Annotated in this window: 26 protein-coding genes and 1 riboswitch; of the genes, 10 read left to right on the forward strand and 16 right to left on the reverse strand. The window is 72.2% G+C overall.

The window, feature by feature from the left end:
- Positions 1–18: 18 nt before the first annotated feature.
- The 3 genes from ACGF5G_RS12155 to ACGF5G_RS12165 all read right to left on the reverse strand — a co-directional run bounded on the left by ACGF5G_RS12155 (position 19) and on the right by ACGF5G_RS12165 (position 3,067).
- On the reverse strand, positions 19–1,599 hold the full coding sequence (locus ACGF5G_RS12155) for a VWA domain-containing protein (RefSeq protein WP_393261793.1): 1,581 nt from the start codon (positions 1,597–1,599) through the stop codon (positions 19–21).
- 265 nt (positions 1,600–1,864) lie between these two features.
- Positions 1,865–2,641 (reverse strand): GNAT family N-acetyltransferase, encoded by a 777-nt coding sequence (locus ACGF5G_RS12160; protein WP_393261795.1) that lies wholly within the window; start codon positions 2,639–2,641, stop codon positions 1,865–1,867.
- Positions 2,642–2,710: 69 nt separating this feature from the next.
- Positions 2,711–3,067, reverse strand: a complete 357-nt coding sequence (locus tag ACGF5G_RS12165) for a winged helix-turn-helix transcriptional regulator (protein WP_393261796.1) — start codon at positions 3,065–3,067, stop codon at positions 2,711–2,713.
- A gap of 101 nt (positions 3,068–3,168) precedes the next feature.
- Here ACGF5G_RS12165 and ACGF5G_RS12170 point away from each other — a divergent pair, with 101 nt between their 5' ends.
- The gene (locus tag ACGF5G_RS12170; RefSeq protein ID WP_393261799.1) at positions 3,169–3,780 is read left to right on the forward strand and encodes a malonic semialdehyde reductase; all 612 of its coding nucleotides are present in this window, start codon (positions 3,169–3,171) and stop codon (positions 3,778–3,780) included.
- Positions 3,781–3,862: 82 nt separating this feature from the next.
- Here ACGF5G_RS12170 and ACGF5G_RS12175 read toward each other — a convergent pair whose 3' ends face one another.
- The 3 genes from ACGF5G_RS12175 to ACGF5G_RS12185 form a co-directional block, all read right to left on the reverse strand.
- A complete protein-coding gene (locus ACGF5G_RS12175) occupies positions 3,863–4,639 on the reverse strand; it encodes a TSUP family transporter (RefSeq protein ID WP_357461918.1) in 777 nt (258 codons plus the stop codon).
- 228 nt (positions 4,640–4,867) lie between these two features.
- On the reverse strand, positions 4,868–6,016 hold the full coding sequence (locus tag ACGF5G_RS12180) for a macrolide family glycosyltransferase (RefSeq protein WP_393262595.1): 1,149 nt from the start codon (positions 6,014–6,016) through the stop codon (positions 4,868–4,870).
- A gap of 214 nt (positions 6,017–6,230) precedes the next feature.
- Positions 6,231–6,881, reverse strand: coding sequence for a CatB-related O-acetyltransferase (locus ACGF5G_RS12185; protein ID WP_393261802.1), 651 nt, complete (start codon positions 6,879–6,881; stop codon positions 6,231–6,233).
- 333 nt (positions 6,882–7,214) lie between these two features.
- Here ACGF5G_RS12185 and ACGF5G_RS12190 point away from each other — a divergent pair, with 333 nt between their 5' ends.
- A complete protein-coding gene (locus tag ACGF5G_RS12190) occupies positions 7,215–7,994 on the forward strand; it encodes an endonuclease/exonuclease/phosphatase family protein (RefSeq protein WP_393261805.1) in 780 nt (259 codons plus the stop codon).
- A 15-nt stretch (positions 7,995–8,009) separates the two neighbouring features.
- A riboswitch (ZMP/ZTP riboswitch) is annotated at positions 8,010–8,094 on the forward strand.
- 14 nt (positions 8,095–8,108) lie between these two features.
- A complete protein-coding gene (locus ACGF5G_RS12195; RefSeq protein ID WP_393261806.1) occupies positions 8,109–8,975 on the forward strand; it encodes a bifunctional 5,10-methylenetetrahydrofolate dehydrogenase/5,10-methenyltetrahydrofolate cyclohydrolase in 867 nt (288 codons plus the stop codon).
- A gap of 283 nt (positions 8,976–9,258) precedes the next feature.
- Here ACGF5G_RS12195 and ACGF5G_RS12200 read toward each other — a convergent pair whose 3' ends face one another.
- Positions 9,259–10,731: an MFS transporter gene (locus ACGF5G_RS12200; RefSeq protein ID WP_393261808.1), complete on the reverse strand. Its 1,473-nt coding sequence runs from the start codon at positions 10,729–10,731 to the stop codon at positions 9,259–9,261.
- Positions 10,732–10,859: 128 nt separating this feature from the next.
- On the opposite strand from ACGF5G_RS12200, the gene ACGF5G_RS12205 reads away from it, so the two are divergent.
- Entirely contained in the window at positions 10,860–11,762 is a 903-nt protein-coding gene (locus ACGF5G_RS12205; protein ID WP_393261810.1) for a helix-turn-helix domain-containing protein, read from the forward strand.
- A gap of 14 nt (positions 11,763–11,776) precedes the next feature.
- Here ACGF5G_RS12205 and ACGF5G_RS12210 read toward each other — a convergent pair whose 3' ends face one another.
- Positions 11,777–12,790, reverse strand: a complete 1,014-nt coding sequence (locus ACGF5G_RS12210) for a hypothetical protein (RefSeq protein ID WP_393261813.1) — start codon at positions 12,788–12,790, stop codon at positions 11,777–11,779.
- Positions 12,787–13,797, reverse strand: a complete 1,011-nt coding sequence (locus tag ACGF5G_RS12215; protein WP_393261815.1) for a tyrosine-type recombinase/integrase — start codon at positions 13,795–13,797, stop codon at positions 12,787–12,789. The genes ACGF5G_RS12210 and ACGF5G_RS12215 overlap by 4 nt, the downstream gene beginning before the upstream one ends.
- Positions 13,798–13,811: 14 nt before the next feature.
- Between ACGF5G_RS12215 and ACGF5G_RS12220 the strand changes: the two genes are divergently transcribed.
- From ACGF5G_RS12220 to ACGF5G_RS12230, 3 genes are all read left to right on the forward strand, one after another.
- Complete coding sequence (locus tag ACGF5G_RS12220) at positions 13,812–14,420, forward strand: AAA family ATPase (RefSeq protein ID WP_393261817.1); 609 nt, start codon at positions 13,812–13,814, stop codon at positions 14,418–14,420.
- A gap of 90 nt (positions 14,421–14,510) precedes the next feature.
- Positions 14,511–15,314 carry an ArsR/SmtB family transcription factor gene (locus ACGF5G_RS12225; RefSeq protein WP_393261820.1) on the forward strand — a complete coding sequence of 268 codons (804 nt, stop codon included), beginning with the start codon at positions 14,511–14,513 and terminating at the stop codon, positions 15,312–15,314.
- Between the two features lie 49 nt (positions 15,315–15,363).
- Positions 15,364–15,951, forward strand: coding sequence for a TIGR03086 family metal-binding protein (locus ACGF5G_RS12230; protein WP_393261822.1), 588 nt, complete (start codon positions 15,364–15,366; stop codon positions 15,949–15,951).
- Between the two features lie 263 nt (positions 15,952–16,214).
- Here the strand turns inward: ACGF5G_RS12230 and coaD are convergent, their stop codons facing one another.
- From coaD to ACGF5G_RS12255, 5 genes are all read right to left on the reverse strand, one after another.
- Positions 16,215–16,679 carry a pantetheine-phosphate adenylyltransferase gene (gene coaD, locus ACGF5G_RS12235; protein ID WP_393262597.1) on the reverse strand — a complete coding sequence of 155 codons (465 nt, stop codon included), beginning with the start codon at positions 16,677–16,679 and terminating at the stop codon, positions 16,215–16,217.
- 320 nt (positions 16,680–16,999) lie between these two features.
- Positions 17,000–17,308 carry a helix-turn-helix domain-containing protein gene (locus tag ACGF5G_RS12240; protein WP_393261825.1) on the reverse strand — a complete coding sequence of 103 codons (309 nt, stop codon included), beginning with the start codon at positions 17,306–17,308 and terminating at the stop codon, positions 17,000–17,002.
- 34 nt (positions 17,309–17,342) lie between these two features.
- Positions 17,343–19,727 carry an ATP-binding cassette domain-containing protein gene (locus ACGF5G_RS12245; RefSeq protein ID WP_393261827.1) on the reverse strand — a complete coding sequence of 795 codons (2,385 nt, stop codon included), beginning with the start codon at positions 19,725–19,727 and terminating at the stop codon, positions 17,343–17,345.
- Positions 19,728–20,064: 337 nt separating this feature from the next.
- Positions 20,065–20,475, reverse strand: a complete 411-nt coding sequence (locus ACGF5G_RS12250) for a VOC family protein (RefSeq protein ID WP_393261830.1) — start codon at positions 20,473–20,475, stop codon at positions 20,065–20,067.
- Positions 20,476–20,480: 5 nt separating this feature from the next.
- Entirely contained in the window at positions 20,481–20,930 is a 450-nt protein-coding gene (locus ACGF5G_RS12255) for a helix-turn-helix transcriptional regulator (protein ID WP_393261833.1), read from the reverse strand.
- A gap of 266 nt (positions 20,931–21,196) precedes the next feature.
- Here ACGF5G_RS12255 and ACGF5G_RS12260 point away from each other — a divergent pair, with 266 nt between their 5' ends.
- On the forward strand, positions 21,197–22,030 hold the full coding sequence (locus tag ACGF5G_RS12260; RefSeq protein WP_393261835.1) for a hypothetical protein: 834 nt from the start codon (positions 21,197–21,199) through the stop codon (positions 22,028–22,030).
- A gap of 115 nt (positions 22,031–22,145) precedes the next feature.
- Here the strand turns inward: ACGF5G_RS12260 and ACGF5G_RS12265 are convergent, their stop codons facing one another.
- Positions 22,146–23,114, reverse strand: coding sequence for a peptidoglycan DD-metalloendopeptidase family protein (locus tag ACGF5G_RS12265; RefSeq protein WP_393261837.1), 969 nt, complete (start codon positions 23,112–23,114; stop codon positions 22,146–22,148).
- A gap of 215 nt (positions 23,115–23,329) precedes the next feature.
- Positions 23,330–24,058, reverse strand: coding sequence for an SDR family NAD(P)-dependent oxidoreductase (locus ACGF5G_RS12270; protein ID WP_393261839.1), 729 nt, complete (start codon positions 24,056–24,058; stop codon positions 23,330–23,332).
- A gap of 164 nt (positions 24,059–24,222) precedes the next feature.
- Here ACGF5G_RS12270 and ACGF5G_RS12275 point away from each other — a divergent pair, with 164 nt between their 5' ends.
- Positions 24,223–24,684, forward strand: coding sequence for a peroxiredoxin (locus tag ACGF5G_RS12275; protein WP_393261841.1), 462 nt, complete (start codon positions 24,223–24,225; stop codon positions 24,682–24,684).
- Positions 24,685–24,755: 71 nt separating this feature from the next.
- The gene (locus tag ACGF5G_RS12280) at positions 24,756–25,445 is read left to right on the forward strand and encodes a hypothetical protein (RefSeq protein WP_393261843.1); all 690 of its coding nucleotides are present in this window, start codon (positions 24,756–24,758) and stop codon (positions 25,443–25,445) included.
- The last annotated feature ends 55 nt before the right edge of the window (positions 25,446–25,500 follow it).

Below are 25,500 nucleotides of genomic sequence, written 5' to 3' on the forward strand. Positions count from 1 at the left end.
CCCCGCGCGCGGCGGTCGTCACTTCGGCGGGGGAGCCACCAGGCACACCGCCGGCGACGAGGCGTTGCCCGCGTCGTCCACGCCGACGATCAGCGCGTCGCCGCGCAACGTCACCTTGTAGTCGATGTCGCCGGTGCCGTCCTTCACCCGCGACTGCGCACCCGGCGCCTGCACCAGCTTGATCTTCGTACCGGCCGGGAACGGCCCGAACCGCACGCTCGGGTCCGCCGCGTCACCGATGAACACCTGCACGGCCGTGTCCACCACGTCCGTCGACGTCAGCTCGTAGAACCCGTCCGGGTTGTACGAGCCGGGGATGGTGCCGCCGCTCGGGTTGTTCGTCGGCACGCACGCCGTCGCCGGCGCGGTGGTGTCCACCACCCGCATCACGGCGGTGTCGCCGCCGGTGTTGCCGGCCGCGTCGGTGGCCGTGCACGTCACCGTCGTCGCGCCCAGCGGGAACGTCGAGCCGGGCGGCGGCACGCAGGTCGGGGTCAGCGGACCGTCGACGTTGTCGGTCGCCGTCGCCGGGTAGTCGATCACCGCGCCGGCCGGGCTGGTCGCCTCCACCGTCCGGTCGTCGACGACGACGGTCGGCGGGGTGACGTCGTTGACCCGCACGCGGATCTGCTGCGTGAACGCCGGCCCGCCGGACAGGCCGTTGAGCAGGAAGTCCACCGTGCAGGTCAGCTCGGCGCCCTGCGCGGCGTCCGCCGCCACCGTGATCGTCTCGGCGAACGGCACGTCGGTGCCCGACTGCTGCGTCCGCGACGCCGCGTCGAAGCCCACCGACAGGCCCGCGTCGCACGACGTCACCGTCGGGGTGACCGTGACGTCCAGGTCCCGCAGGCCCGCCAGGATCGCGGCGGTCACCGTGTCGGGGGAGCTGCCCACCAGCTGCCCGCCGGTGGCCGACACCACCGCCGTGGCCTGCCCGGTCGCGTCCAGGCCGCCACCGCCACCGCTGACGTTCACCGCCAGCAGCCGCGCCTCGTCGGCCTGCAACGCAGCCGTCGCCTGCGCCAGGCTGCGCCCGTTGCTCGGGTCGTGGCTCGGCGCGTCACCCACCAGCACCACGATCCGGCTGCTGCCCGAACGGTAGCCGATCGCCCCCTCGGACACCTCGACCAGCGCGTTCACCCACGCCTCGGGGGTGTCCCCGCCGCCGCCGGCGGCCAGCCCGTTCACCGCGTTCTGCAGGGCCGTCGCGTCGTCGGTCAGGTCCTGCCGCACCTGGAACAGCTCCGCGCCGTCCCCGGTGTCCCGGTAGGAGGCCACCGCGAACTGCGCCGACGGCTGCGCCGCGCGCACGTCGGTGACGACCTGCTGCAGGTTGGTCCGTACGTTGGCGATCGCCCCGCCCATGCTGCCGGTCGTGTCGACCAGCAGCACCACGTCGGGCTTCGGCGGGATCGGCGGGGTGGACACCACCTTGCTGACGCCGATCGACGTGCCGGGGTCGGCGTCGCGGTCCACGAGGGCCGGGTTCACCCCGGGCGCCGCCGCCGCGGGTGTCGCCAGCGCGGTCACCACCGCCGTCACGCCGGCGAGCAGGCTCACCGTCCGTGTTCGCCGCCAGGGCACTGCTGCTGTTGCCATGCGTTGCTCCTTCAGCTCCGCCGCGCGTCGCACGCGCGACCTCTGCCGGGAGACGCTAGGGCCGGGACGGGCCCCCGCCGGTCCGACACCAGCAGCGCCCAGCGTCGGGTTCCCGACCCCCCTGGGCGGCCGAACATGCAGGTGAAAGACTTCTCACGTCGACCCTCGGCCGGTCGTCCGGGCCGCCGCGCCGGACGGTCGCACCGCCGCGCCGGCCGGCGCTCGCGCCGGGCCGCGCGGCCGGCGGTCGCCGGACGACCGGCCGTCACCGCCCGTGCGCGGTCAACGCGTACTCGCCGTAGTCGGCGACGCGGGTGAAGCCCAGGCGCTCGTAGAGCCGCACGGCCGGCCCGTTGTCCGCCTTCACGTTGAGCGTGACGTGCGTGACGCTGGTCAGCAGCCGCTCGCACAGCGCGGCCACCGCCGCCGCGGCCAGCCCGCGCCCCCGGGCCCGGGGATGGGTGGTCACGTTGCCCAACGCCGCCACCCGGTACGCCGTCGAGAACACGTGCACCCCGGCGACGGCCACCACCTCGCCGCCCTCGCGGATGCCCACGTACTGGCCGGTGTCCAGCATCCGCGGGTCGAACCAGTTGCCCGGGTAGGCGTCCGCGTACAGCCGGTGCAGCGCCGGCAGGTCCGTGGCGTCCAGCACCACCCCGGCGGGCGGGGTCGCGGCCAGCCGGGCCGGGTCGGTCAGCGCCATCTTGTGGTGCGGGCCGGCCGGCTCCATCCGGTACGCCCCGGCCAGCGCCGGCTCCAGGCCCGGGGACAGGTGCGCCCACAGCCGGGCCGGCAGCACCGGCGCCAGCTCCCGCAGCAGCGCCCCCAGCTCCGCGACCTGCGGCGGCGCCGCGAACGCCAGCAGGGTGGGCGGGTCGGCCCCGTGGTACAGCAACGCCACCTCCTCGCCCCGGCGGAACCAGGAGGTGTACGGCCAGAAGAAGTCGTCGAGGTCGCCGAGCTGGTAGGCGTGCAGCACCGGGTCGCGTCCCAGCAGCCCGGCGAGGACGGCCCGGTCGTGTTCGGCGCGCACCGGCATCCGCTGATGATCACACATCCGCTCGGGCGGTCCCACGGCCGGTGAGCCCCGTGGGGGCGGGGGCGCGGGTCAGCAGCCCGTGGGAGGCACGGCGGGGAGGTTCTCGTCCGCCCAGCGGGCCAGCGCGTCGAGGGCCGGCACCAGCGCGGCGCCCCGCTCGGTCAGCTCGTAGCTCACCCCCAGCGGCGGACCCTGCCGCACCGTCCGGCTGACCAGCCCGACCCGGACCAGCTCACCCAGCCGGTCGGACAGGACGGACTCGCTGATCCCGGGCAGGGCGCGACCCAGCTCGGCGAACCCGGCGGGGCCGTCGGCGAGGGTGCCCAGGAGCATGCCGTTCCACCGCTTGCCGAGGAACGCGAAGGCCCGGGTGATGCCCCCGTGGCACGCCCGACGCGCGCCGTCGACCTCCCGCTCGACCGTCATGGTCCCAGGATACGGCGGGGACCGACAGAACCAGGGACTACTAAAAAGCTAGCTGCTACTGTCGTCGTAGCCATCCAGTCCGTTTGCATGGAGACAACCCGATGACCGACGTCTTTTCGCCCCTGATCACCCTGGACCCCGAGGCCCAGGCGCAGCTGTTCACCGACGCCCGGACCGCCAACGCCTTCACCGACGAACCCGTCACCGACGAGCAGCTCCAGGCGATCTTCGAACTCGCCAAGTTCCCGCCCACCGCCGTCAACGCCCAGCCCCTGCGCATCCTCTTCGTCGGCCCGGGCGAGGCCCGCACGCGCCTGGTCACCCACATGAGCGAGGGCAACCAGGCCAAGACCAGCACCGCGCCCATGGTCGCCGTGCTCGCCGCCGACACCGACTTCCACGAGTTCATCCCGCAGGTGTTCCCGATCCGGCCGCAGCTTCGCGACGACCTCGCCGGCAATCCCGAGTCCCGCGAGCAGATGGCCCGCTTCAACGCCACCCTGCAGATCGGCTACTTCCTGCTCGCCGTCCGCGCCGCCGGCCTCGCCGCCGGCCCCATGGCCGGATTCGACGCCGCCGGCGTCGACCGGGAGTTCTTCACCGACTCCACCTGGAAGAGCCTGCTCGTGGTCAACATCGGCCGGCCCGCCGAGAACGCCTGGTTCCCGCGCCTGCCCCGCCTCGGCTACACCGACGTCGTCCGGCACGCCTGACACCACCCACCGGCGCCGAGGCCGGCCGTCGCACCCCCGGGATCCGCAGAAACTGGGGGCCGGCCTCGCACCGGGGGAGCGGTCAGGTCGACGCCACCCACTGGTCGTAACCGAGCTTGCCCACCAGCGCCAGCACCACCACCAACAACACGATCCGCACGAAGCCGGAGCCGCGCCGCAGCGCCATCCGCGCCCCGAGCGCGGCTCCGGCGATGTTGCACACCGCCATCGCCGCACCCAGCAGCCACCACACATGCCCGGTCGCCGCGAACACCACCAACGCCCCCAGGTTCGTGCCCGCGTTCACGATCTTCGCCATCGCCGAACCGTGCACGAAGTCCGCACCCACCAACGCGGTGAACGCCAACACCAGAAACGTCCCCGTACCCGGCCCGATCAACCCGTCGTACAGGGCGATCCCCACACCCGCCACCGCGACCACCGTGGCCACCCGCCACCGCGTCCGCCGCTCCGGCTGCGCCACCACCCCCAACCGGGGCCGCAGCACCACGAACACCGCCACCGACACCAGCACCGCCAACACCACCGGCCGGTACGCCGACGCCGGCACCGCCCCCGCCAGAGCCGCACCCAACCCGGCGCAACACACCGCCAACCCCGCCGACGGCCCCGCCACCGCCCAGTCGATCTTCGTACGCCGCGCGTACGTCACCGCCGCCGTCGTCGTACCCGCGATCGCCGCCAGCTTGTTCGTCCCCAACGCCGACGCCACCGGCATCCCCGGCGCCGCCACCAACAACGCCGGCAACAGCAACAACCCCCCACCCCCCACCACGGCATCGACCCAACCGGCCATGGCGGCCGCAGCGAGCAGGGTGGTCAGCGACAGGGGGTCCACGGGCCGCCATTCTTCCCACCGCCGCCCGCCCCACGAGACCCCTTGTGGCCAGCCTCACCAGCAGTCACGGCACAAAAGCCCGAGAACCTCCGCCGCCACCCCACACCCTCCGCGGAAGCGATCGCCGAGCTCACCAGCCTCCTCGCTCCCGGGACAAGCCGCAGCTGAGAACGGGGGTGGTGAACAGCGAAATGCCGCTTCACCACCCCCGGCTGCGACGGGCAAGGCTCAGGCCAGCATGTCCTCGATGAGGTCGGCGGCGCGCGCGGTGCCGCCCTCGGCCTGCGCGCCGACGCGCAGCAGTGCCGAACGGCGGGCGACCTGCGCGTCGGTGACCAGGCCGTTCAGGGCCGCCCGTAGGGTCTCGGCGGTGGCTTCGGGGGTGTCGATGCGGCGGGCCACGCCCAGTTCCACGAGCCGGTCGGCGTTCATGAACTGTTCGACGGCCTGCGGCACGGCGATCATGGGGACACCCGCCAGTAGTCCTTCGCCACAGCCGCCCATGCCAGCATGGGTGACGAAAGCGTCCGCCTGCTCCAGGATCGCACGCTGCGGAACCCAGGAGTGCACCTCGACGTTGGGCGGGATGTCGCCGAGTTCCCGCGGGTCGGTGTACTTGCCGATCTGAAGGACGACGTGCCAGCCGGGCAGGTTGCCGTAGGCCGCCAGGCACTGGCGGTAGAACTCCGGCTGACGGGTGTACGCCGACCCCAGGGAGATCAACAGCACGCGCTCCGCGCCCGCCGGGCGCGTCCAGCCGTCCGCGCCCGCACGTACGTCGAAGCAGGGCCCGACGAAGGTCACCCTGTCGGTGTCGACCCGGTCGCCGTGTGGCTGCATCGCCCGGGTGATCAGCGCAAGGACCCGCGGGGGGCGACCGGAGAAGGCGTCCACGTCGGTGGTGGACGCCCCGCAGTCGGCGAGCCACCGGGCGAACCTCGCCCGGTACGCGTCGGCACCCGGCAGTTGCCGCAGGTGTGCCACGACGTCCTGTTCGTAGCCGTCCCACGCCACGAACGTCGGAGACAGCTGCAGGACGGGCCGGTCCTGCGACTCGGCGAGGGCGCGCGCGGCGTAGGCGCCGATGTCGTACAGGTACAGGTCCGCCGGGTCGGGATCGTAGGCGGCGCGCAACTGGGGGAGCGCCTGGATGGCGTCGTCGAGGAAGAGACCCATCGCGGCAACGGGGTCGTCGGGCCAGTCGTTGTCGGCGACCGGCAGTTCGGACGTGCAGGGGACGAGTTCGGCGCCGGTGGCCGCGATCAGATCGGCCACCGCCGGGTCGTTGGCGTAGGTCACGCGGTGGCCCCGAGCCACGAGCTCGCGGATGACCTCAAGGCTTGGCAGGACGTGGCTGACGGCGGGGATGCCGACCATCGCGATGTGGGCGCGGCGACGGTACACGGAAGACACGGAAGCTCACTCATTTCAGGTCTACGGCGAAGAGGACACCGCAAGCCAGCGCGCCGACGTCTCCGGGAAAGGCCGGTCGTAGGGCGCACCTGGACATGCGAGCGGGAGCCGGGGCGCTGCCCCGACCCTGTCAGCCGTAGATCTGATGGAAGTACATGTCCGCCACCCTAGCCGCGCGTCACACGTGCGGAGTGTCCGGGGCGGCGACCTCCAGATCGGCGATGCTGCCCGACATGATCGTCCGCACGTGCGCGGTGATGTGCTCCGCGGGCCAGTCCCACCAGGCCACCGCCAGCAGCCGGGCGACGTCCTGGTCGTTGTAACGGGTGCGGATGAGGCGGGCCGGGTTACCGCCGACGATGCCGTAATCGGGTACGTCGCTGGTGACCACGGCGCCCGCGCCGACGATCGCGCCGTGTCCGATCCGTACGCCGGGCATGACCGTCGCGCCGTAACCGAACCAGACATCGTTGCCGACGACGGTGTCCCCTCGGCTCGGCAACCCGGTGAGCAGGTCGAAGTGTTCTGACCACGAGCCGCCCACGGTAGGGAAGGGGAAGGTCGAGGGGCCGTCCATCCGGTGGTTGGCACCGTTCATGATGAACCGGACTCCCGTGCCCAGCGCGCAGAACTTGCCGATGATCAGCTTCTCCGGCCCGTAGTGGTAGAGCACGTTGCGCGTCTCGAACGCGGTCGCATCATCCGGGTCGTCGTAGTAGGAGTACTCCCCGACCTCGATCAGCGGGGACCTCACCAGCGGCCGGAGCAGCACCACCCGCGGCTGCTCAGGCATCGGATGGAGGACCGTCGGGTCGGCAGGCACAGGCACGGGAAGCGACTCCCATCGGTTACGGGTCCGTGTCCGCTCCATGATCGCGGCACCACGCCGTCCCAGGACATCATTTACGCCGCGGCGTCCCCGAAGAAGAACACTCCAACTCGGCGTGCACCGATGCCTCTCGATGCATACGGCGCGGCTCGGCGCATCCGCCAAAACTCGACCGGCACCCCCAACCCCGCCGGACGCACCACCGTCACCGGCCCCGACGCCGACGCCGACGCAACCACACACCCACCGCACCCACCGCCACGAACAGCACCACCGAACACCACAGCACCTTCAACACCCGGCAACCCTCCCACGGCCACGTAGTGTGCAAACGTGCGCCTGGCCACCTTCAACCTGCTGCACGGCCGGTCCCTCACCGACGGCCTCGTCGACCCCGACCGGCTCACCGCCGCCGTCACCGCCCTCGACGCCGACGTCCTCGCCCTTCAGGAAGTCGACCGCGACCAGAGCCGCAGCGGCAAACTCGACCTCACCGCCATCGCCGCCCGCGCCCTCGGCGCCGACGAACACCGCTTCGCCGCCGCCGTCGTCGGCACCCCCGGCGAACAGTTCCGCCCCCTGCGCCACGACGACGACGGACACGGCGAACCCTGCTACGGCGTCGGCCTCGTCACCCGCCACCGCGTCCGCAGCTGGCAGGTCACCCGCCTGCGCCCCGCCCCCGTACGCTCACCCGTCTACGTCCCCGGGCCCGGCGGCGGCCTCACCCTCCTGCACGACGAACCCCGCGTCGTCCTCGCCGCCGTCCTCGACACCCCACACGGCCACCTCACCGTCGCCGCCACCCACCTGTCCTTCGTCCCCGGCTGGAACGCCCACCAACTCCGCCAGACCGTCCGCGCCCTACGCACCCTGCCCGCGCCCCGCATCCTCCTCGGCGACCTGAACCTCCCCGCCGGCCCCGCCCGACTCCTCACCGGCTGGCGCCCCCTGGGCCGCCGCCCCACCTACCCCGCCGGGCAACCCCGCGTGCAACTCGACCACATCCTCGCCGACCGCCACGGCATCGACCGGCTCCCGCCCGTCACCGCCGTACACACCCCCCTGTCCGCCATCTCCGACCACCGCCCCCTCCTGGTCGACCTCGGCTGACCACCTGTGGCAAGCTGAACCCGACGCGACTGGCGGCCAGGGGATGGCAACAACCATCGGGGAGCTCCACGAGCAGAGGTCGACCGCCTGGGCCTCCGCTGGCAGAGGAGCACCATGCCCACCGCCCGACTCCTGCCCGGCGCCCCCGTCGCCGAGCGCATCCTCACCGACGTCGCCGCCGGCGTGACCGCCCTACGCGCCGCCGGCATCACCCCCAGCCTCGCCACCATCCTCGTCGGCGACGACGACGCCAGCGCCGGCTACATCCGCATCAAACAGCGCCAGGCCGCCGAACTCGGCTTCGACTCACCCCACATCCACCTGCCCGCCACCGTCACCCAGGCCGACCTGCACCGCGCCATCGCCGACTTCAACACCGCACCCGACGTCCACGGCCTGCTCATCCAACACCCCATCCCCAGCCACCTCGACTACGACCGGGCCCTGCAGACCATGGACCCCGACCTCGACGTCGACGGCATGCACCCGCTCAACATGGGACGACTCGCCCTCGGCCTGCCCGGCCCGCTGCCCTGCACCCCCGCCGGCATCGAAGCCCTGCTCGCCTTCCACGACATCCCCGTCGCCGGCCGCGACGTCGTCATCCTCGGCCGCGGCGCCACCCTCGGCCGCCCCCTCGCCCTGCTGCTCACCCAGAAACGCCCCACCGCCAACGCCGCCGTCACCGTCGTCCACACCGGCGTCCCCGACTGGGCCACCCACACCCGCCGCGCCGACATCCTCATCGCCGCCGCCGGCGTCCCCGGCATCATCCAGCCCGAACACGTCCGCCCCGGCGCCACCGTCATCGGCGGCGGCGTCCGCTACGAAGGACGCCGCCTGCTGCCCGACGTCGACGAGACCTGCGCCGACGTCGCCGGCGCCATCACCCCCCGCGTCGGGGGAGTAGGCCCCACCACCGTCGCGATGCTCTTCCGTAACGCCCTCGACGCCGCCCGCCGCGCCACCGGCCAGGCCTGATGCCGTCCGGCCCGGCGACGAACGCCCTCGACGCCGGCCACCTCTGACATCGTCCGGCCCGGCGACGAACGCCCTCGACGCCGGGCCGGACACGACGGACCCCGGGTGGACCGGCCGCCGTAACCCCGGCCACCCGACCACCTCGGGCCGCACCCGGCACCGGCAGCCCGGTTCCCGGATCAGAACGCCGGGGGAGCGAAACGCTCGTCCCGCTCCACGCGGGCCGCGAACACCAGCTCGATGACCCCGCCGAGACCGGCGACCGCCCGCACGTGCCGGACGGTCACGCCCCCTCCCGCGCCGACGGAAGGACGAACCCGGCGAGGACCGCCGCACCCACGCAGGCAAGGGCATTCACCCACACCGCGACCCCGACCCCCTGCAGCACCACACCCGACGCACCGGCGGCGACCGCCGTCACCACCGACGACATCACCGGCACACCAAGAGTGATCCCGACCTGCTGACTCATCGTCGCCAGCCCGGTCGCCAAACCCTGCTCCTCGGGCGGCACCCCCGAGGTGGCCGTAACCATGAAACCGACGATCGCCACCAGATTCGCCACCCCACCGACGAACGTCGCCGCCAGCAACACCACCAGCCACACCCGATCGGCACCCAGGAACGCCAACGGCAACGTCGCCGCGGCCTGCACCGCGAACCCCACGACGATGGCCCGCTTGCCGCCGATCCGGGCGAGCAACCGAGGCGCCACCATTCCCCCCAACACGGTCCCGACCCCCAGCACCGCGAACGACAACCCCGCCGCGAGCGGCGAATAGCCCAGCACGTCCTGCAGGTAAAGGGTGAGCAGGAACACCAGCGACGTCTCCGTCGCGAACGCGAGCATCCCCGCCACGTTCCCCCAACCCACACCGCGGCGGGTCAGGACACGCACCGGAACGAGCGGCTCCGCCACCCGCCGCTCCACCATCCAGAACACCGCCAGCAACACCACCGCCGCCAGCAGCGACCCCCACGCCCGCGGATCACCCCACGACCGCCGCCCAGCCTCGGTGAGCCCGTACACCAGCGCCAGAAGACCACCGGTCACCGCCACCGCACCCGGCACGTCCAGCCGCGGCCGCCGCTGCGGCCGGCTCTCCGCGAGCACCGCCGGCGCGACCGCCAGCACCGCCACCGCGACCACGACGTTGATGAAGAACGTCCACCGCCAACTCCACAGATCCGTCAGCACACCGCCGAGGACGGCACCGGCGGTGAACCCGGCAGCCATCACCGCACCGTTGAGCCCGAGCGCCCGCTCACGCGCCGGCCCCTCCGGAAACGACGTCGTCAACAGCGACAGCGCCGCCGGCGTCACCGCCGCCGTCGCCAGACCCTGCACCACCCGCGCCGCCAACAACACCCCCGCGTCATTCGCCAGCCCACCGACCAGCGACGACACCCCGAGCGCCGCCACCCCCACCAGGAACAGCCGCCGCCGACCGAACAGGTCCGCAACCCGACCGAACAGCAGCGTGAACCCCGCCGCGCACAACGCGAACGCCGTCACCACCCACTGCAGCGCCCCCAACGACAGGCCCACGTCCCGACCGATCGCCGGCAACGCCACGTTCAGGATCGAGAAATCGACCGCCAACGTGAAACTCGCCGTCAACAACACCAGCAGCGCGAGCCGCTGCCGGCCCGCCCCACCCTCCTCGACCCGCACCGCATCGGCGACCGACGCCGCCTCGACATTCACCATGACCAGGCTTCCCTCTCCCCGGGCCGGCCCCATGCCGCCCGTCACCCGGACACGCTCGCCGACCACCCGGAAGCCAGCCAGACCCCTGACCCACGCAGCACCACGCCGCCTAGCACTCCCAGGGCCAGGCACGCCCCTGGCCGGGCCACCACGCCACCGGCAACAATGCAGGTATGAACACAGGGCGACCCTCCGGCGACCTCCCCGCATTCCTCCGGTCCCGCCGAGCCCGACTCACCCCCGAGGACGTCGGCATCACCTCCTACGGCCTCCGCCGCGTCCCCGGACTACGACGCGAAGAACTCGCCCAACTCGCCGGCATCAGCCCCACCTACTACATGCGCCTCGAGCAGGGCCAGAGCACCAACGCCTCCGACGCCGTCATCGACGCCCTCGCCCGCGCGCTGCGGCTCACCGCCGACGAACGCGCCCACCTCACCGACCTCGCCCGCCCGACCCGGGCCCGCCGCCGCCGTCCACCCCGCCCCGAACACGCCCGCGGCACCACCATCCGCCTGCTCGACGCCATGCCGACCGTCCCCGCCGTCGTCATGGGACGACGCACCGAGGTACTCGCCTGGAACCCGCTCGGGCACGCCCTGCTCGCCGGCCACCTCGACCCCACCGCACCCGCCCGACCCGCCGACCGACCCAACCTCACCCGCATGCTCTTCCTCGACCCGCACACCCGCGAACTCCACCGCGACTGGCACGAGGAAGCCTGCCGCGCCGTCGCATCCCTGCGCCTGGTCGCCGGCCGCCACGTCGACGACCCCACCCTCAACGAACTCGTCGGCGACCTCTGCGTCCGCAGCGACGAGTTCGCCGCCCTCTGGGCCAGCCATCCCGTCCACGGCTGCAGCACCGGACGCAAGCACCTGCACCACCCCGTCGTCGGCGACGTCGACGTCGACTTCGAGGTCCTCCACACCGCCGACGACACCGGGCAACGCCTCATCGCCCACGTCGCCGCCGACCCCCGCTCCGCCGCCGCACTGAGCCTGCTCGCCACCATCGAGGGCGGCGACCAACCCCGCCCCGGCCAGGACGACCGACACCACAGCGCCACCCGCTGACCCGCCTGTGGCGCTCACCGGCCCACGATCTGCTCCACCGTCGCCCACCACCCCGGCAGGAACGCCAACACCTCGTCCGCCCGCCGCCGCCGATCCGCCGCGGACGACACCCCCAGATCCGCCACCGCCGCCTCGAACGCCGGCGCCAACTCCACCCCCCGCTCCGGCGCGTCCACCGCCAGTACCGCATGACACCGCGCGTACGTCGCCACGATCCAGAACATCGCCTCCCGGTGACACCCCGCCGCCACCAACGCCGCACTGCCGTCCACCGCCACCACCCGCCCCGCCGGCGTGATGTCCGCACTGAAGAAGAACCGCGTCCGCGCCACCTGCGCCGCCACGTCGAACGTGCGCGCCAACCCCGCCAGATGCCCCGCCACGCGGTCCGCCGACACCCCACCGCCGTCCAAGAGGTCCAGCACCGCCACATGCCGGTCCACCAGGCCGTACGCCGCCAACACCTCCCGCGCCACCACGTACCGCCGCCGCACCGTCGGCTCCACCAACCCCGCCACCAGCGGCAATACCGCCGTCAACGACGTCGGGAACAACCACCCCGTCACCTGCTCGTGCAACGCCCCCGAGTCGCCCACGCCCCGCAACCCGGCCTCGATCCGCGCCCGCACCCCCGCACACCGCCGCCGCACCCACACCGCGTCGGCGAACCCCGCCGACACCCGCGCCCGCAACCACGCCAGCCGCCCCGTCGGATCCAGCAGCACCCCGTCGCCCCGGAAACACCCCGCGAACACGAACGAACCCAACACGTCCTCCGGCGACCCCAGGTCCTCCCACGTCACGAACGTGACCTCCAGCAGCACCCCACCCCAGCGGAACTTCCCCAACTTCTCCGCCGGCTCCGACCGCACCACCAGCACGTCCACGTCCGACCACGGCGGCACCACCTCGCCCGCCGCCATCCCCAGCACCGACCCGCTGAGCAGCGCGCCCTCCACACCGGGCTCCCGCGCCGCGTACGCCCGCACCCATGCCGCCGCGACCGCGCGCGCCGCACCCGCCCTCACGACCCCGCCCCCCGCTCCGCCGGGGCCAGCGCCGCCAACGCCCGGTTGGTACGGTTGGACCGCACCGCCTCCCGCTGCTGCCCGGCCGTCACCTCGATGTAGGTCTGTGACGACGCCAGCGACGCGTGCCCCAGCAGCCGCATGATCTCCGCCGCGCTCGCCCCGTCCTCCGCCAACCGCGTCGCGAACGTGTGCCGCAACGCGTGCAACCGCGCCCCGCGCGGCACCCGGTCGGTGATGCCGGCCCGCCGGTAGCAGGACTCCACCAGATACTGCAGTCCGCCCCGGCGCAGCGGCTCACCCCGGCGGTCCACCAGCAGCGGCGCGTCCGGCCGCACCGTCCGCGACCCGAACCGGCGGGCGCGGCTGTCCAGGTAGTCCACCAGCACCCGGTCCAGCTCCGGCTCGACCGGCACCACGCGTGGTCGCCCGCCCTTGCCGGCGACGTCGACGCGCCGCTCACCCGGGCGACCCGCCAGCGAACCCACCCGCAACGCCAGCAGTTCCGACAGCCGCAGCCCCGCGCACAGCGCCAACGCCAGCACCGCCACGTCCCGCTCCGGCCACGGGTCGCGCTGCCAGCCCTCCTGCCGCGCCACCGAGGCCAGCAGTTGCTCCGGGGTGTCCGCCCCACGCAGGGGCTTGGGCTGGGGGAGCGGCGCCCGGGGCCGCCCGACCGCCGGCATCGGGTTGCCGGCGACGACGCCGTCGGCGACCAGGAAGGAGAAGAAGCTGTTCCAGGTGGACCAGGCCCGGTGTACCGAGGCGGCCGCCCGGGGAGCGGCGAATCGGGCGAAGGCCGCCCGCATGACCCGGGGAGTGAGGGCGGTGAGCGGCAACTCGTCGAGGGGGAGGGGAGGGGCGGTCTCCTCGGCCGCCAACGCGGCGACAGTGCGCAGGTCCCGCCGGTACGCCTCCAGCGTGTGGGGGGAGGGCTTGCGGGTGGCGCGGGCGGTCAGGAACTCCTCGATCAATCGCAGTACCGATTCGTCCTGTTCGTCATGCATAAGGACCATTATGCATGAATTTCGTGTTCGCCGGCAACGGCGGGAAGAAGGGGGAGAGCGTGCAACGCTACGTGCTCACCGGCGCGCCCGGGGCGGGAAAGACGACGCTCGCCGACGCGCTACGACGTCGTGGGTGGAGCGTCGTCGCCGAGGCGGCCACCGACGTCATCGCCGCGGGGCAGGCGCGCGGCGATGACGAACCGTGGCGCGGGGTGGGCTTCGTCGACGCCGTGGCGCGGTTGCAGCGCGAACGGCGGGAGGCGGCCGGGTCGCGGGGGCCGGTGCAGGTCCACGACAGGTCTCCGCTGTGCACCCTGGCGCTCGCCCGGCACCTGGGCTGCCCCGTCGGGCCGACGCTCGCCGCCGAGGTGGAGCGGGTGCTCTGGGAGGGGGCCTACCAGCGTCCGGTGTTCCTCGTCGAGCCGCTCGGCTTCGTGACCCGCACCGCCGCCCGCCGGATCGACTACGCCGAGTCGCTGGCGTTCGCCCGTGTCCACGAGCAGGTCTACCGGGAGCACGGCCACGAACTCATCGCCGTCCCGCCCGCCCCGGTGGCGGCGCGGGTCGCGCTGGTGGAGGCGCACCTGCGGCGGCTCGCCGGCCTCCCGCAGGGTCCCGGCTGACGGGGGGCGGGGTCTCCGCGCGGCGCGCTCGTGTGCCCGATCGGTGGAAGGGGGTGGATTATGCAGGCGGATACCTGCATAATCGGCGAGGTGAGCGCAGAGGCGGGAGAGATGGACCAGGTCTTCAAGGCACTGGCCGACCCCACCCGACGGCTTCTGCTCGACCGCCTGCGGGAACACAACGGGCAGACGTTGCGGGAGCTCTGCGAGCGCCTCGACATGGCGCGCCAGTCGGCGACCCAGCACCTCGACGTCCTCGTCCGGGCCAATCTCGTCACCGTCGTACGGCGCGGACGCGAGCGGCTGCACTACCTGAACCCGACGCCGATCCACGAGATCGAGGAGCGCTGGATCTCGGGCTTCGAGAGGCGCCGCCTGCAAGTAATCAGTGCCATCAGGAACCAGGCAGAGGAGCACACCATGACCAACACGGCCACGGCCCCGCCGACCTACGTCTACGTCACGTACATCCGCGCCAGCGCCGAACAGGTGTGGCAGGCCCTGACAGACGCGGACCTGACGGCCTCCTACTGGGGACACGCCAACGTCTCCGACTGGCAGCCGGGGTCCACCTGGGAGCACCGGCGCGCCGACGGGTCAGGCGACCTCGACGCCGTCGGGCGAGTCGTCGAGGCCGAGGCGCCGGCACGCCTGGTGATCACCTTCGCGGCGCCGGGCGACGAGCCGCCCGCGGGCCCGTCGGTCGTCACGTTCCTCGTCGAGCCGCACCAGGACTTCGTCCGCCTCACCGTGACCCACGAGAATCTCACCGACCAGGAGATGCACACCGGGATCTCGCAGGGCTGGCCCGCCATCCTCGCGAATCTCAAGTCGCTGCTCGAGACCGGAGAGGCCCTTTCCTCGGCACCGTGGGAGATGTCGACGGACGCCTGAGACATCCTGGCCACGCCACCCCCGCCACCCGTTGCCGAAGGAGACCCTCGTGACCGCATCACCCCCGACCCCGCTCGTCGACAGTGTCGCGCTGTTCCAGCGGTCCGCCGACTACGCGCTCGGAGCCCTGTCGGCCGTCGGCGATGCCGACCTCGACCGGCCGACGCCGTGCGCCGGCTGGGACCTGCGGACGTTGGTGCTGCATCTCGCCGACGCCGCCGACGCCCTCACCGACTTCGCCGCCACGGGAGAACTGGTTCTTCCGGCGTCACCCCGAGCGGGCGGGGCCGACCCGGTGGCCGTCGCGCGGGAGCGCACCCAGCGCCTGCTCGACGCCGTGCGTGCGGCGGTGCACGGCGACGCGCAGCACCCCGCCCAGGCCGCGTGGGCGGGCGGTGCCGCGCGCGGCGGCGCGATCGAGTTCGCGGCGCACGGGTGGGACATTGCCACCGCCTGCGGCGCGGACCGGGAGATCCCCGCCGGGCTGGCCACCGAGCTTCTCGCGTTGTCCGCGTCGCTGGTCGGCGAGCAGGCCCGCCAGTCTCGGTTCGGCCCGCCCGTGTTGGTCCCGTCCGGCGCGGCCCCGGGCGACCGCCTCGTCGCCTTCCTCGGCCGGGATCCCGCCACACGTCCGTGAGGTTGCCCCCTGTGCCATGAGGGCGGGGCGTCGGGGAGGAGCGATATTCGGTCTACTTGACATAATGTGCATTATCGAACCAGGCTGTATCGGCGCGTGACCTCGTTGTTCTTCTCATTCCGTGTGCTGCGGCCAGTGGCCGTCCGGCCGCGCGTCTGGCCTACGCGTTGCCGGAGATTAGAGCGCAGCTCGCTGATCGCGGCGTGTTACATCTCGCCGGCCGTACCGTCGCGGGCCAAACCGAACATCGTCAGGCTCGCCTGTCACCGGTGCATGGGCTTCCAGCGAGAAGGGCGCGGCTGGGTCGCAGCGGCGCGGACCACGGTCGAGGAGATCGTCGCCAGTTCGGGCCGAGCCGGCATGAACAGGGTCGTGATGCCCAGCGTCTCGTTCATGGCCGCCAGCTGATACTCGCGCTCCGCGTCGACGGCGTTCCGTACGCCACGGATGATCACTCCGGCTCCGTGTTGCTGGCAGTAGGCCACGGTCAACCCGCTCCAGGCTGCGACTGTCACGTTCTCCCAGCCCGCCGGGAGAACGGCACGGATCTCCAGCGCGCGTTCCGCACCGGTCTTGGTAGGCCGCTTCTCATCGTTGACCGCGACCAGCACCGTTACCTGGTCGAACAAGCGCCGCGCCCGATCAACGAGATCCCGATGACCGTCAGTGAAGGGGTCGAACGTTCCGGGATAGACAGCTCGGGAGCTTCGGGGATCGCCCACAGGCATGTGAAGCACCGACACATGCTATCTGCCGTCCGGGTGGCTCACCTCGGCCGCACGGAACCGGGTGCTCCTGGTCCGGCGGTCGGACAGCGGCGAGTGGGCTTTCACGATCGGGCGCCTGGAGCCCGGCGAGCAGCCTCCCAGCGCTACCGATGCCGCGATCCGCTAGAAGTGGATCGATGCGCAGGTGGGCACCGCTCCCCCGTGTCCCAGCCCCGTACAGTCGGCTTCGCGTTGTCGTTGCGTCGTCGGCTGCGCCAACCAGGGCGAATGGGAGCGGTCAGAGTCCCGCCGCCCGACGATCGAGCGGTCGGAGTGGGTGATCACGATTCTGATGCGGGCCCGGCGCTGCGGAAGGTGCGACGGTAGGCGTCCGGCGGTACGCCGACGGTGCGGTTGAAGTGTCGGCGTAGCGTCGTGGCGGTTCCCATGCCAGCCGCCTCGGCGATGGCGTCGATGCTGTTGTCGGTGTTCTCCAGCAGCTCCTGGGCCCGACGGATCCGCTGTGTCGACAGCCACTGCAGCGGGGTGGTGCCTGTTGCCGACTTGAAGTGGCGGGCCAGGTTGCGCGAGCTCATGTTCGCCTGGCGGGCCAGGTCCTCCACGGTCAGCGGACGGTTCAGCCGTTCCATCGCCCAGGGGAAAAGGTCGGCGAGGGGGTGTCGGTCAGCTGCCGACGTAGGCCGCCAGGTGCTCGCCGGTGAGCGTGGTGCGGGCGGCGACGAGGGCGGCGGGTGTGCCCTCGAAGACGATCCGGCCGCCGTCGTGGCCGGCGCCGGGGCCGAGATCGATGATCCAGTCGGCGTGCGCCATGACCGCCTGGTGGTGCTCGACGACGATGACCGACTTGCCGGCGTCGACGAGCCGGTCGAGCAGGCCGAGCAGTTGCTCGACGTCGGCGAGGTGTAGACCGGTGGTCGGCTCGTCGAGGACGTAGACGTCACCCTTCTCGGCCATCTGCGTGGCCAGCTTGAGCCGCTGCCGCTCGCCGCCGGACAGCGTGGTGAGCGGCTGGCCGAGGGTGAGGTAGCCGAGCCCGACGTCCGCGAGCCGGTCGAGGATCTTGTGTGCGGCCGGCGTGCGCGCCGCGCCGTCGGAGAAGAACTCCTCGGCCTCGGTCACCGACATGGCGAGCACCTCGGCGATGTTCCGGCCGCCCAGCGTGTACTCCAGCACCGACGCCTGGAACCGCTTGCCCTCGCACTCCTCGCAGGTGGATTCGACGGTGGCCATGACGCCCAGGTCGGTGTAGATGACGCCGGCGCCGTTGCAGGCTGGGCAGGCGCCCTCGGAGTTGGAGCTGAACAGCGCCGGCTTCACGCCGTTGGCCTTCGCGAACGCCTTGCGGATCGGCTCGAGCGCTCCGGTGTACGTCGCCGGGTTGCTCCGTCGCGAGCCGCGGATCGCGCCCTGGTCGATCACGACCACGCCGTCGCGGCCGGCGACCGAGCCGTGGATCAGCGAGCTCTTGCCGGAGCCGGCGACGCCCGTGAGTACGCAGAGCACCCCGAGGGGGATGTCGACGTCCACGTCCTGGAGGTTGTGCGTCGATGCGCCGCGGATCTCCAGCGCGCCGGAGGACGGACGCACCGACTCCTTGAGGGTGGCCCGGTCGTCGAGGTGTCGCCCGGTGAGGGTGTCGCTGGCCCGCAGCCCTTCGACGGTGCCCTCGAACACCACCTCGCCGCCCTCGGTGCCGGCACGCGGGCCCAGGTCGACGACGTGGTCGGCGATTGCGATCACTTCCGGCTTGTGCTCCACGACCAGCACGGTGTTGCCCTTGTTGCGTAGCCGCAGCAGCAGGTCGTTCATCCGCTGGATGTCGTGGGGGTGCAGGCCGACGGTGGGCTCGTCGAAGACGTAGGTGACGTCGGTGAGCGATGAGCCGAGGTGTCGGATCATCTTGGTGCGCTGTGCCTCTCCCCCGGACAGGGTGCCCGACGGCCGGTCGAGCGAGAGGTATCCCAACCCGATTTCCGTGAAGGAGTCGAGGAGGTGTTGCAGTCCGGTGAGCAGCGGGACCACTGACGGTTCGTCGAGGTTCCGGACCCAGTCGGCGAGGTCGCTGATCTGCATGGAGCAGACGTCGGCGATGTTCTTTCCCTTGATTTTCGACGACCTGGCCTCCTGGCTGAGTCGGGTGCCGTCGCACTCGGGACAGGTCGTGAACGTCACTGCCCGCTCCACGAAGGCGCGGATGTGCGGCTGCAGCGCGTCGACGTCCTTGGCCAGGAACGATTTCTGGATCTTCGGGATCAGTCCCTCGTACGTCAGGTTGATCCCTTCGACCTTGATCTTGGTCGGCTCCTTGTAGAGGAGGTCGTGCAGTTCCTTCTTGGTGTACTTGCGGATCGGCTTGTCGGGGTCGAAGAAGCCGCAGCCGCGGAAGATGCGGCCGTACCAGCCGTCCATGGTGTAGCCGGGGATGGTGAGCGCGCCCTCGTTGAGCGACAGGCTGTCGTCGTACAGCGCCGTCAGGTCGAAGTCGGTGACCGAGCCCATGCCCTCGCAGCGCGGACACATGCCGCCGAGTCGGGTGAAGGTCGCCTTCTCGGTCTTCGTCTTGCCGGCACCGCGCTCGACGGTGATCGCACCGCTGGCCTTCACCGAGGGGACGTTGAACGAGTACGCGTTGGGCGAGCCGATGTGCGGCTTCCCGAGCCTGCTGAACAGGATGCGCAGCATCGCGTTGGCGTCCGTGGCGGTGCCGACGGTGGAGCGGGGGTTGGCGCCCATCCGCTCCTGGTCGACGATGATCGCGGTCGTCAGCCCGTCAAGTAGGTCGACCTCGGGCCGCGCCAGCGTCGGCATGAAGCCCTGTAGGAAGGCGCTGTAGGTCTCGTTGATCAGCCGCTGCGACTCGGCGGCGATCGTGTCGAACACGAGGGAGCTCTTGCCCGAGCCGGAGACGCCGGTGAACACCGTGAGCCGGCGCTTCGGGATCTCGACGGTGACGTCCTTGAGGTTGTTCACGCGCGCGCCGTGCACACGGATCAGGTCGTGGTTGTCGGCAACGTGCGGCGGTGTGTCCGTCCTCGGGGCCCTGCTCATCGTTACTCCATTTGTGGGGCGGGGCCGCCTTCGCGGTCTCCGTCGGCGTGGCTTGGCTCGATCTGGCCAGCTTCGGGGCAGTGTGTCTGGTTTTTCATCGTCGGCGCGGTCGCGGCGACGGTCCTTGTCTACCTGGTCGGCGGTGGCGGTCGGGGGTGGGGCGACGCCTGTCCGGTCGACGCTGGCGGGTTGCCCTCGGCGCAGGGGTCAAGCCTGCCACGCCGCTTCGGCCCGTGGCGGCTCCGGGTTCCGGCGCGGCGGTCGCGTCTGGCCGGGGCGTCGGACCTACCGGCGTCGGTCGCGCTGCGCGGGTGGCGGCTTGCGTTCGCCGGACGGCTCAGCGCACCTCGTTGATGCGGATCAGGTTGCCCGTGGGGTCGCGGAAGGCGCAGTCGCGGACGCCGTACGGCTGTGCGGTCGGCTCCTGGACGACGTCGGCGCCGCTGGCCTGCAGCCGCTCGAAGACGTCGTCGAGGTCGTCGGTGGCCAGGGTGATGGCGGTGTAGCTGCCCTTGGCGATCAGTTCGAGGATGGTGCGGCGCTCGTCGTCGGTGATGCCGGGGTCGGCGGCCGGCGGGTGCAGGACGATGGACGTGCCCGGCTGGTTGGCGGGACCGACCGTGATCCAGCGCATCCCGTCGTATCCGACGTCGTTGCGGACCTCGAAGCCGAGGGTGTCGCGGTAGAAGGCCAGGGCGGCGTCCGCGTCGGTGTGCGGAAGGAAGGCGTAGTGGATGGTGATGTTCATGGCGGTCAGGCTAGTTGCGGCTGCGTGACCTGCGCTTCTCGATTCCTGATCGGTCTGGTCACCTGTTTCGCGATGCACGGCGGCATCTCCGCGCTCGCGGGCGCTGTCCGGGCGCGATAGGTGCTGGGCGGCACGCCGACCAACTCGGTGAAGCGGGTGCTGAAGGTGCCCAGTGAGGAGCAGCCGACCGCGAAGCAGACCTCGGTGACGCTGAGGTCGCCACGACGCAGCAGCGCCATCGCGCGCTCGATGCGCCGCGTCATCAGATAGGCGTACGGCGACTCGCCGTACGCGGCGCGGAACTGGCGGCTGAGGTGTCCGGCCGACATGTTGACGCCGCGGGCGAGCGCCTCGACGTCCAGCGGCTGCGCGTACTCCCGGTCGATCCGGTCGCGGACGCGGCGCAGCCGCGTGAGGTCGCGCAGGCGCTGCTCCAGGTCCGGTCTGCTGGTCACATGCGGATCGTACGTCGCGGTCGACACGAGGTCCGTTGGGTGGGCGCGGTCGGTGCCGGGTTGTGGCAGGCGGGCGCGCCCGGGGGCGACGGCCGACGCCACGGGTGGGCGGTATGTGCCGATTGTGGCGGCCGCTCCCCTGCCGCCGTGTCGGTTTCCACCAAAGATCCGGCGGGGATGCGCCTCGATGTTGACCGCTTGGGATAGCGTGTCGTCGCTCTGTCTGGGGAGATCTCCAGAGTCCTTCGGGGGAAAGAAGCTGTCACGTGTCACTTTGGAAGAAGACCACTGTTCTGGCGGTCTCCGCGCTCACGGCACTCGCGGTGACTGCCTGCGGCTCGAAGCCCGGCTCGGACGCGCCGGCGCAGCCCAGCGTGCTGGAGCTGCTCGCCAGTGATCTCAAGGGTTCGTTGCAGAAGACGATCGATGCCACCGACAAGAGCGAGTCGGTGACGGTGACGATGCAGGGCACGGCGGGCGGCGAGAAGATCTCGGTGCAGGGCGTGGTCGATCTGGGAGACCCGGTCAAGGCCGAGATGACGACGGCGGGCCCGGACGGCAGCCCGACGGTCGTCCGGATGATCGGCAGCGTGGTCTACGTCGAGATCCCGGCGAAGGACCGCGCGAGCATCGGCGGGAAGCGCTGGATGAAGCTGGACCTGGCCGCGGCCGGCGAGCAGGCGGGGATGGACTTCACCAAGCAGTTCGAGGACATCGACCCGACCAAGCAGGTCAAGACGCTGCTCGCCACCGAGGGTGTCACGGTCGTCGGCGAGGAGACGGTGAACGGGGCGCGCACGGTCCACTACACCGTCACTGCTCCGGTGGCGACCTACCTGGGGCAGCTCGACGCCGAGCTGCGGTCGGGCGTCGAGCAGCAGTACGCCAAGCAGGGCGTCAAGGAGCTCACGATCGACCTCTGGGTCGACGAGCAGTACCGGCCGCGCCGGGCGAGCCTGGACATGGGCAAGATGGGCGACATGACGGTCGACTACACCGACTACGGCAAGGCGGCGAACGTCGAGACGCCGCCTGCGGCGGAGACCGCCGACTTCGCCGAGATGCTGCAGGGCCTGAAGGGCGCGTCTACCGGCAACTGACCAGAGCCAGGATGCTGCCCGGCCGGTGATCTCTCCGGCCGGGCAGTGCCGTCTCAAGAGGACGTCGTGTCAGCCCGGGCGCGGCCAGAGGGCGCACTCGTGGCGGTGTCCGGGGTCAGATGAGCACGCTCCATGTGACGGGGCCGACGAGGCCGTCGGCGACGAGGCCGCTGCGGCTCTGGAAGCCGCGTACGGCGTTGGCGGTGACCGAGCCGAAGGAGCCGTCGACGAGGAGGTTGGCGCCGCGGGCGTTGAGGGCGGTCTGGAGGCCGCGTACGAGGTCGCCGGAGTTGCCTTCCCGTAGGGGCAGGATGAGGGCGGTCCAGGTGATCGGGCCGACGAGGCCGTCGGCGTAGAGGCCGCGGCTGGTCTGGAACGACCTGACGGCGGAGGTGCAGGCCGGTCCGAAGACGCCGTCGACGACGACGGTGATGCCGCGGGCCCGCAGGAGGTACTGGATGGTGCGGGGCACCCATCCGGAGGCGCCCTGGCTGACGCTCGGGTAGCCGGTGCTGCCGACGGGGGCCGTCGCGCCGAGGGTGATGCCGCGGTTGGCGAGGAAGATCCGGGGGTCGGTGGAGGTCAGTCGGGGACGGTGGATCTCGAAGTGCAGGTGCGGGCCGCTGGAGTTGCCGGTGTTGCCCATGAGGCCGATCAGTTGTCCGCAGCTGACCCGCTGGCCGACGTCGACCAGGACGCGGTGGAGGTGGCCGTAGTAGGAGAAGTAGCTGTCGGCGTGGTTGAGGTGGACGCTGTTGCCGGTGCGTCCGGGCAGGGGCCCGCCGGTGGTGTCGCCCGGGTACGAGTTGGTCTTGATGTCGCGGACCGTGCCGTCGGCGGTGGCGTAGACGGGGGTGCCCTGGTTGTTGGCGACGTCCCAGCCGGTGTGGGTGGGGCGGCTGGGGGTCTTGTAGCCGGAGGTCAGGGTGCCGAGGGTGGGGTTGCTCCAGCCGGCGACGGCCGCCATGGCGGGGCTCGGCATACCGACGACGCCGATGCCGACGCCGGTGCCCAGTGCGGTGAGGAGGGTGCGGCGCCGGGCGGGCGTGTCGAGCAGGCGGCGTGTTCCCAGGTCGTCGCTCATCGGGTCTCCCCTGTTCGGGCCGTGGTGTCCGGGCACCCGGTCGAGTGATGGGCGTCGATCGTAAATGATCTGTATCGGCCGGGGCAATCAGTGAAACTTTCCTACCGATCGGGTGGCCGCGCCCCTGCGCGGACGCCTCCGCTCACGAGCCCGCGTCGACGAGCCGGGGACGGCGGGCGAGGACGAGGGTGGTGCGCAGGCGCAGCATGCGACGGCTACAGGCCACCGGCGACGCGTAGGACGGTGCCGGTGGTGTAGGTGGCGTCGGGGCCGAGGAGCCAGGCGATGGCGGCGGCGACCTCGTCGGGTTCGCCGGGGCGGCCGAGGGGGATGCGGTCGGCGGCGGTGTCGGGTCGGTCGGGTCGGCCGGACAGGGCGTGGATGTCGGTGCGGATGATGCCGGGGGCGACGGCGTTGACGCGGATGCCGCGGGGGGCGAGTTCCTTGGCGAGGCCGGTGGTGAGGGTGTCGGTGGCGGCCTTGACGGCGGCGTAGTGGACGTACTCGCCGGGGCTGCCGAGGGTGGCCGCGGCGGAGGAGACGTTGACGATGGCGGCGCCGCGACCCATCCGGCGGGCGGCCTGCTGGGCGCACAGGACGTAGCCGACGAGGTTGACGTCGACGACGTGGCGCAGGTCGGCCGGGTCGAGGTCGACGAAGGCGCCGATGGGGCTGGTGACGCCGGCGTTGTTGACCAGGCCGGTGATCGGGCCGAGGTCGGCGGCGGCGTCGAACAGGGCGGCGACCCGCTCGGGGTCGCGGGTGTCGGCGGGCACGGCGAGGCCGCGTACCCCGGTGGCGTGGAGGTCGGCGAGCACCTTGTCGGCGGCGTCGCGGTCACGGCGGTAGCCGAACACGACGTGGTGGCCGGCGTGGGCGAGGCGGCGGGCGGTGGCCGCGCCGATGCCGCGGCTGCCGCCGGTGATGACGGTGACGGGATTCAATGCGCCTCTCCCCTGCCGTGGCTGCTGGGCCGACGTTACCGCGACCGGCGCGCCTGCTGCGGGAGGGGAAGGTCACACGGGCGGTCGGTGGTGGGTGTGGGGGTGGGCGGCCCGGTCGCCGCATACGCTCGGCGCGACCCGGGTGACGACGGTGGAGGTGTGCGGTGGCGGGTGTGGGTGTCGGGGACGTGGTGGAGGACTTCACGCTGCCCGACGAGACGGGTACGCCACGGCGGCTGTCGGAGTTCCTGGCCGCCGGCCCGGTGGTGCTGTTCTTCTACCCGGCGGCGCTGACCCGCGGGTGCACGGCGGAGAGCTGCCACTTCCGGGACCTGGCGGCGGAGTTCGCGGCCGTGGGCGCGCAGCGGGTGGGCATCAGCCGGGACCCGGTGGCGAGGCAGGCGGAGTTCTCCCGGTTGCACGGGTTCGACTATCCGCTGCTGTCCGACCCGGACGGTGTGGTGGCGGACCGGTTCGGGGTGCGGCGGCGGCTGCCGCTGGGCGCGTTGGGCACGCGGCGGATGACGTTCGTGATCGGCACGGACCGGCGGGTGATCGGGGTGGTCCACAGTGAGCTGAACATGAACGCGCACGCCGACGCGGCGCTGCGGGCGCTGGGGGGTTGATCTCGCGCGTGTCGGGGCCGGCTGGTATCAAGGCAGGCGTCTGAACAGGTGTACGAGGGAAGAGGTTGCTGATGGGTGGCGCTGGCCAGGGGTTGTCCGACGAGGACGTGCGCACCATCCGGGAGGCGTTGGCGGCAGGGCGGAAACCGAAGGTGGTGTTCACCGCGTCGGCGGGCCAGATCGCCGGGCAGGTGGGGCAGGTGGTGGAGCTGACCGACCCGGCGGCGTCCGACGAGTTCGTGGTGGTCCGGTTCGGTCGCGACGAGTTGCCCTTCTCCCCCGCCGACGTGGCGGTGGCGCCGCGGGGCGTGGGCCGCAAGGTGGCGGAGCCGCAGCCGCAGCCGGAGCCCGAGCCGGCGCCGGCGGAGCCGGAGTTCGTGTTGGACCGGGCGCCGGTGCCGGCGCCGCGGGAGCAGCGGGAGGAGCCGAAGGTGGAGACGGCGGAGGCGAAGCCGGCGCGGCGGCCGGTGAAGGCGGCGAAGCCGAAGGGCCCAACGGGGCTGACGGTCACGCTGGCGTACGCCGACGGCGAGTGGACGGTCGCGGCGCAGCAGGGCAGCAAGTCCCTGGCGAAGCCGTACGTGGTCAAGCCGGCGGAGGCGCTGCGGATGGTGGCGCTGGTCGACGTGCCGGGGGTCCACGAGGCGGTGGAGCAGATCATGGCGGCGGAGCGTGCCGAGGCGGAGCAGCAGGCGGAGAAGCTGCGCGCGGAGCTGGCCGAGATCGAGGCGCGGCTGGCGGAGTTGCGCGAGGCCCACTGAGCGGCGGGCGCCGGCGGGGCGGGTGGCGGTGGCGCCGTCGGCCCGGCCGGCGCCC

Origin of the sequence: Micromonospora sp. NPDC047730 (assembly GCF_043204765.1) — a bacterium.
In the GTDB taxonomy this organism is placed as follows: domain Bacteria; phylum Actinomycetota; class Actinomycetes; order Mycobacteriales; family Micromonosporaceae; genus Micromonospora.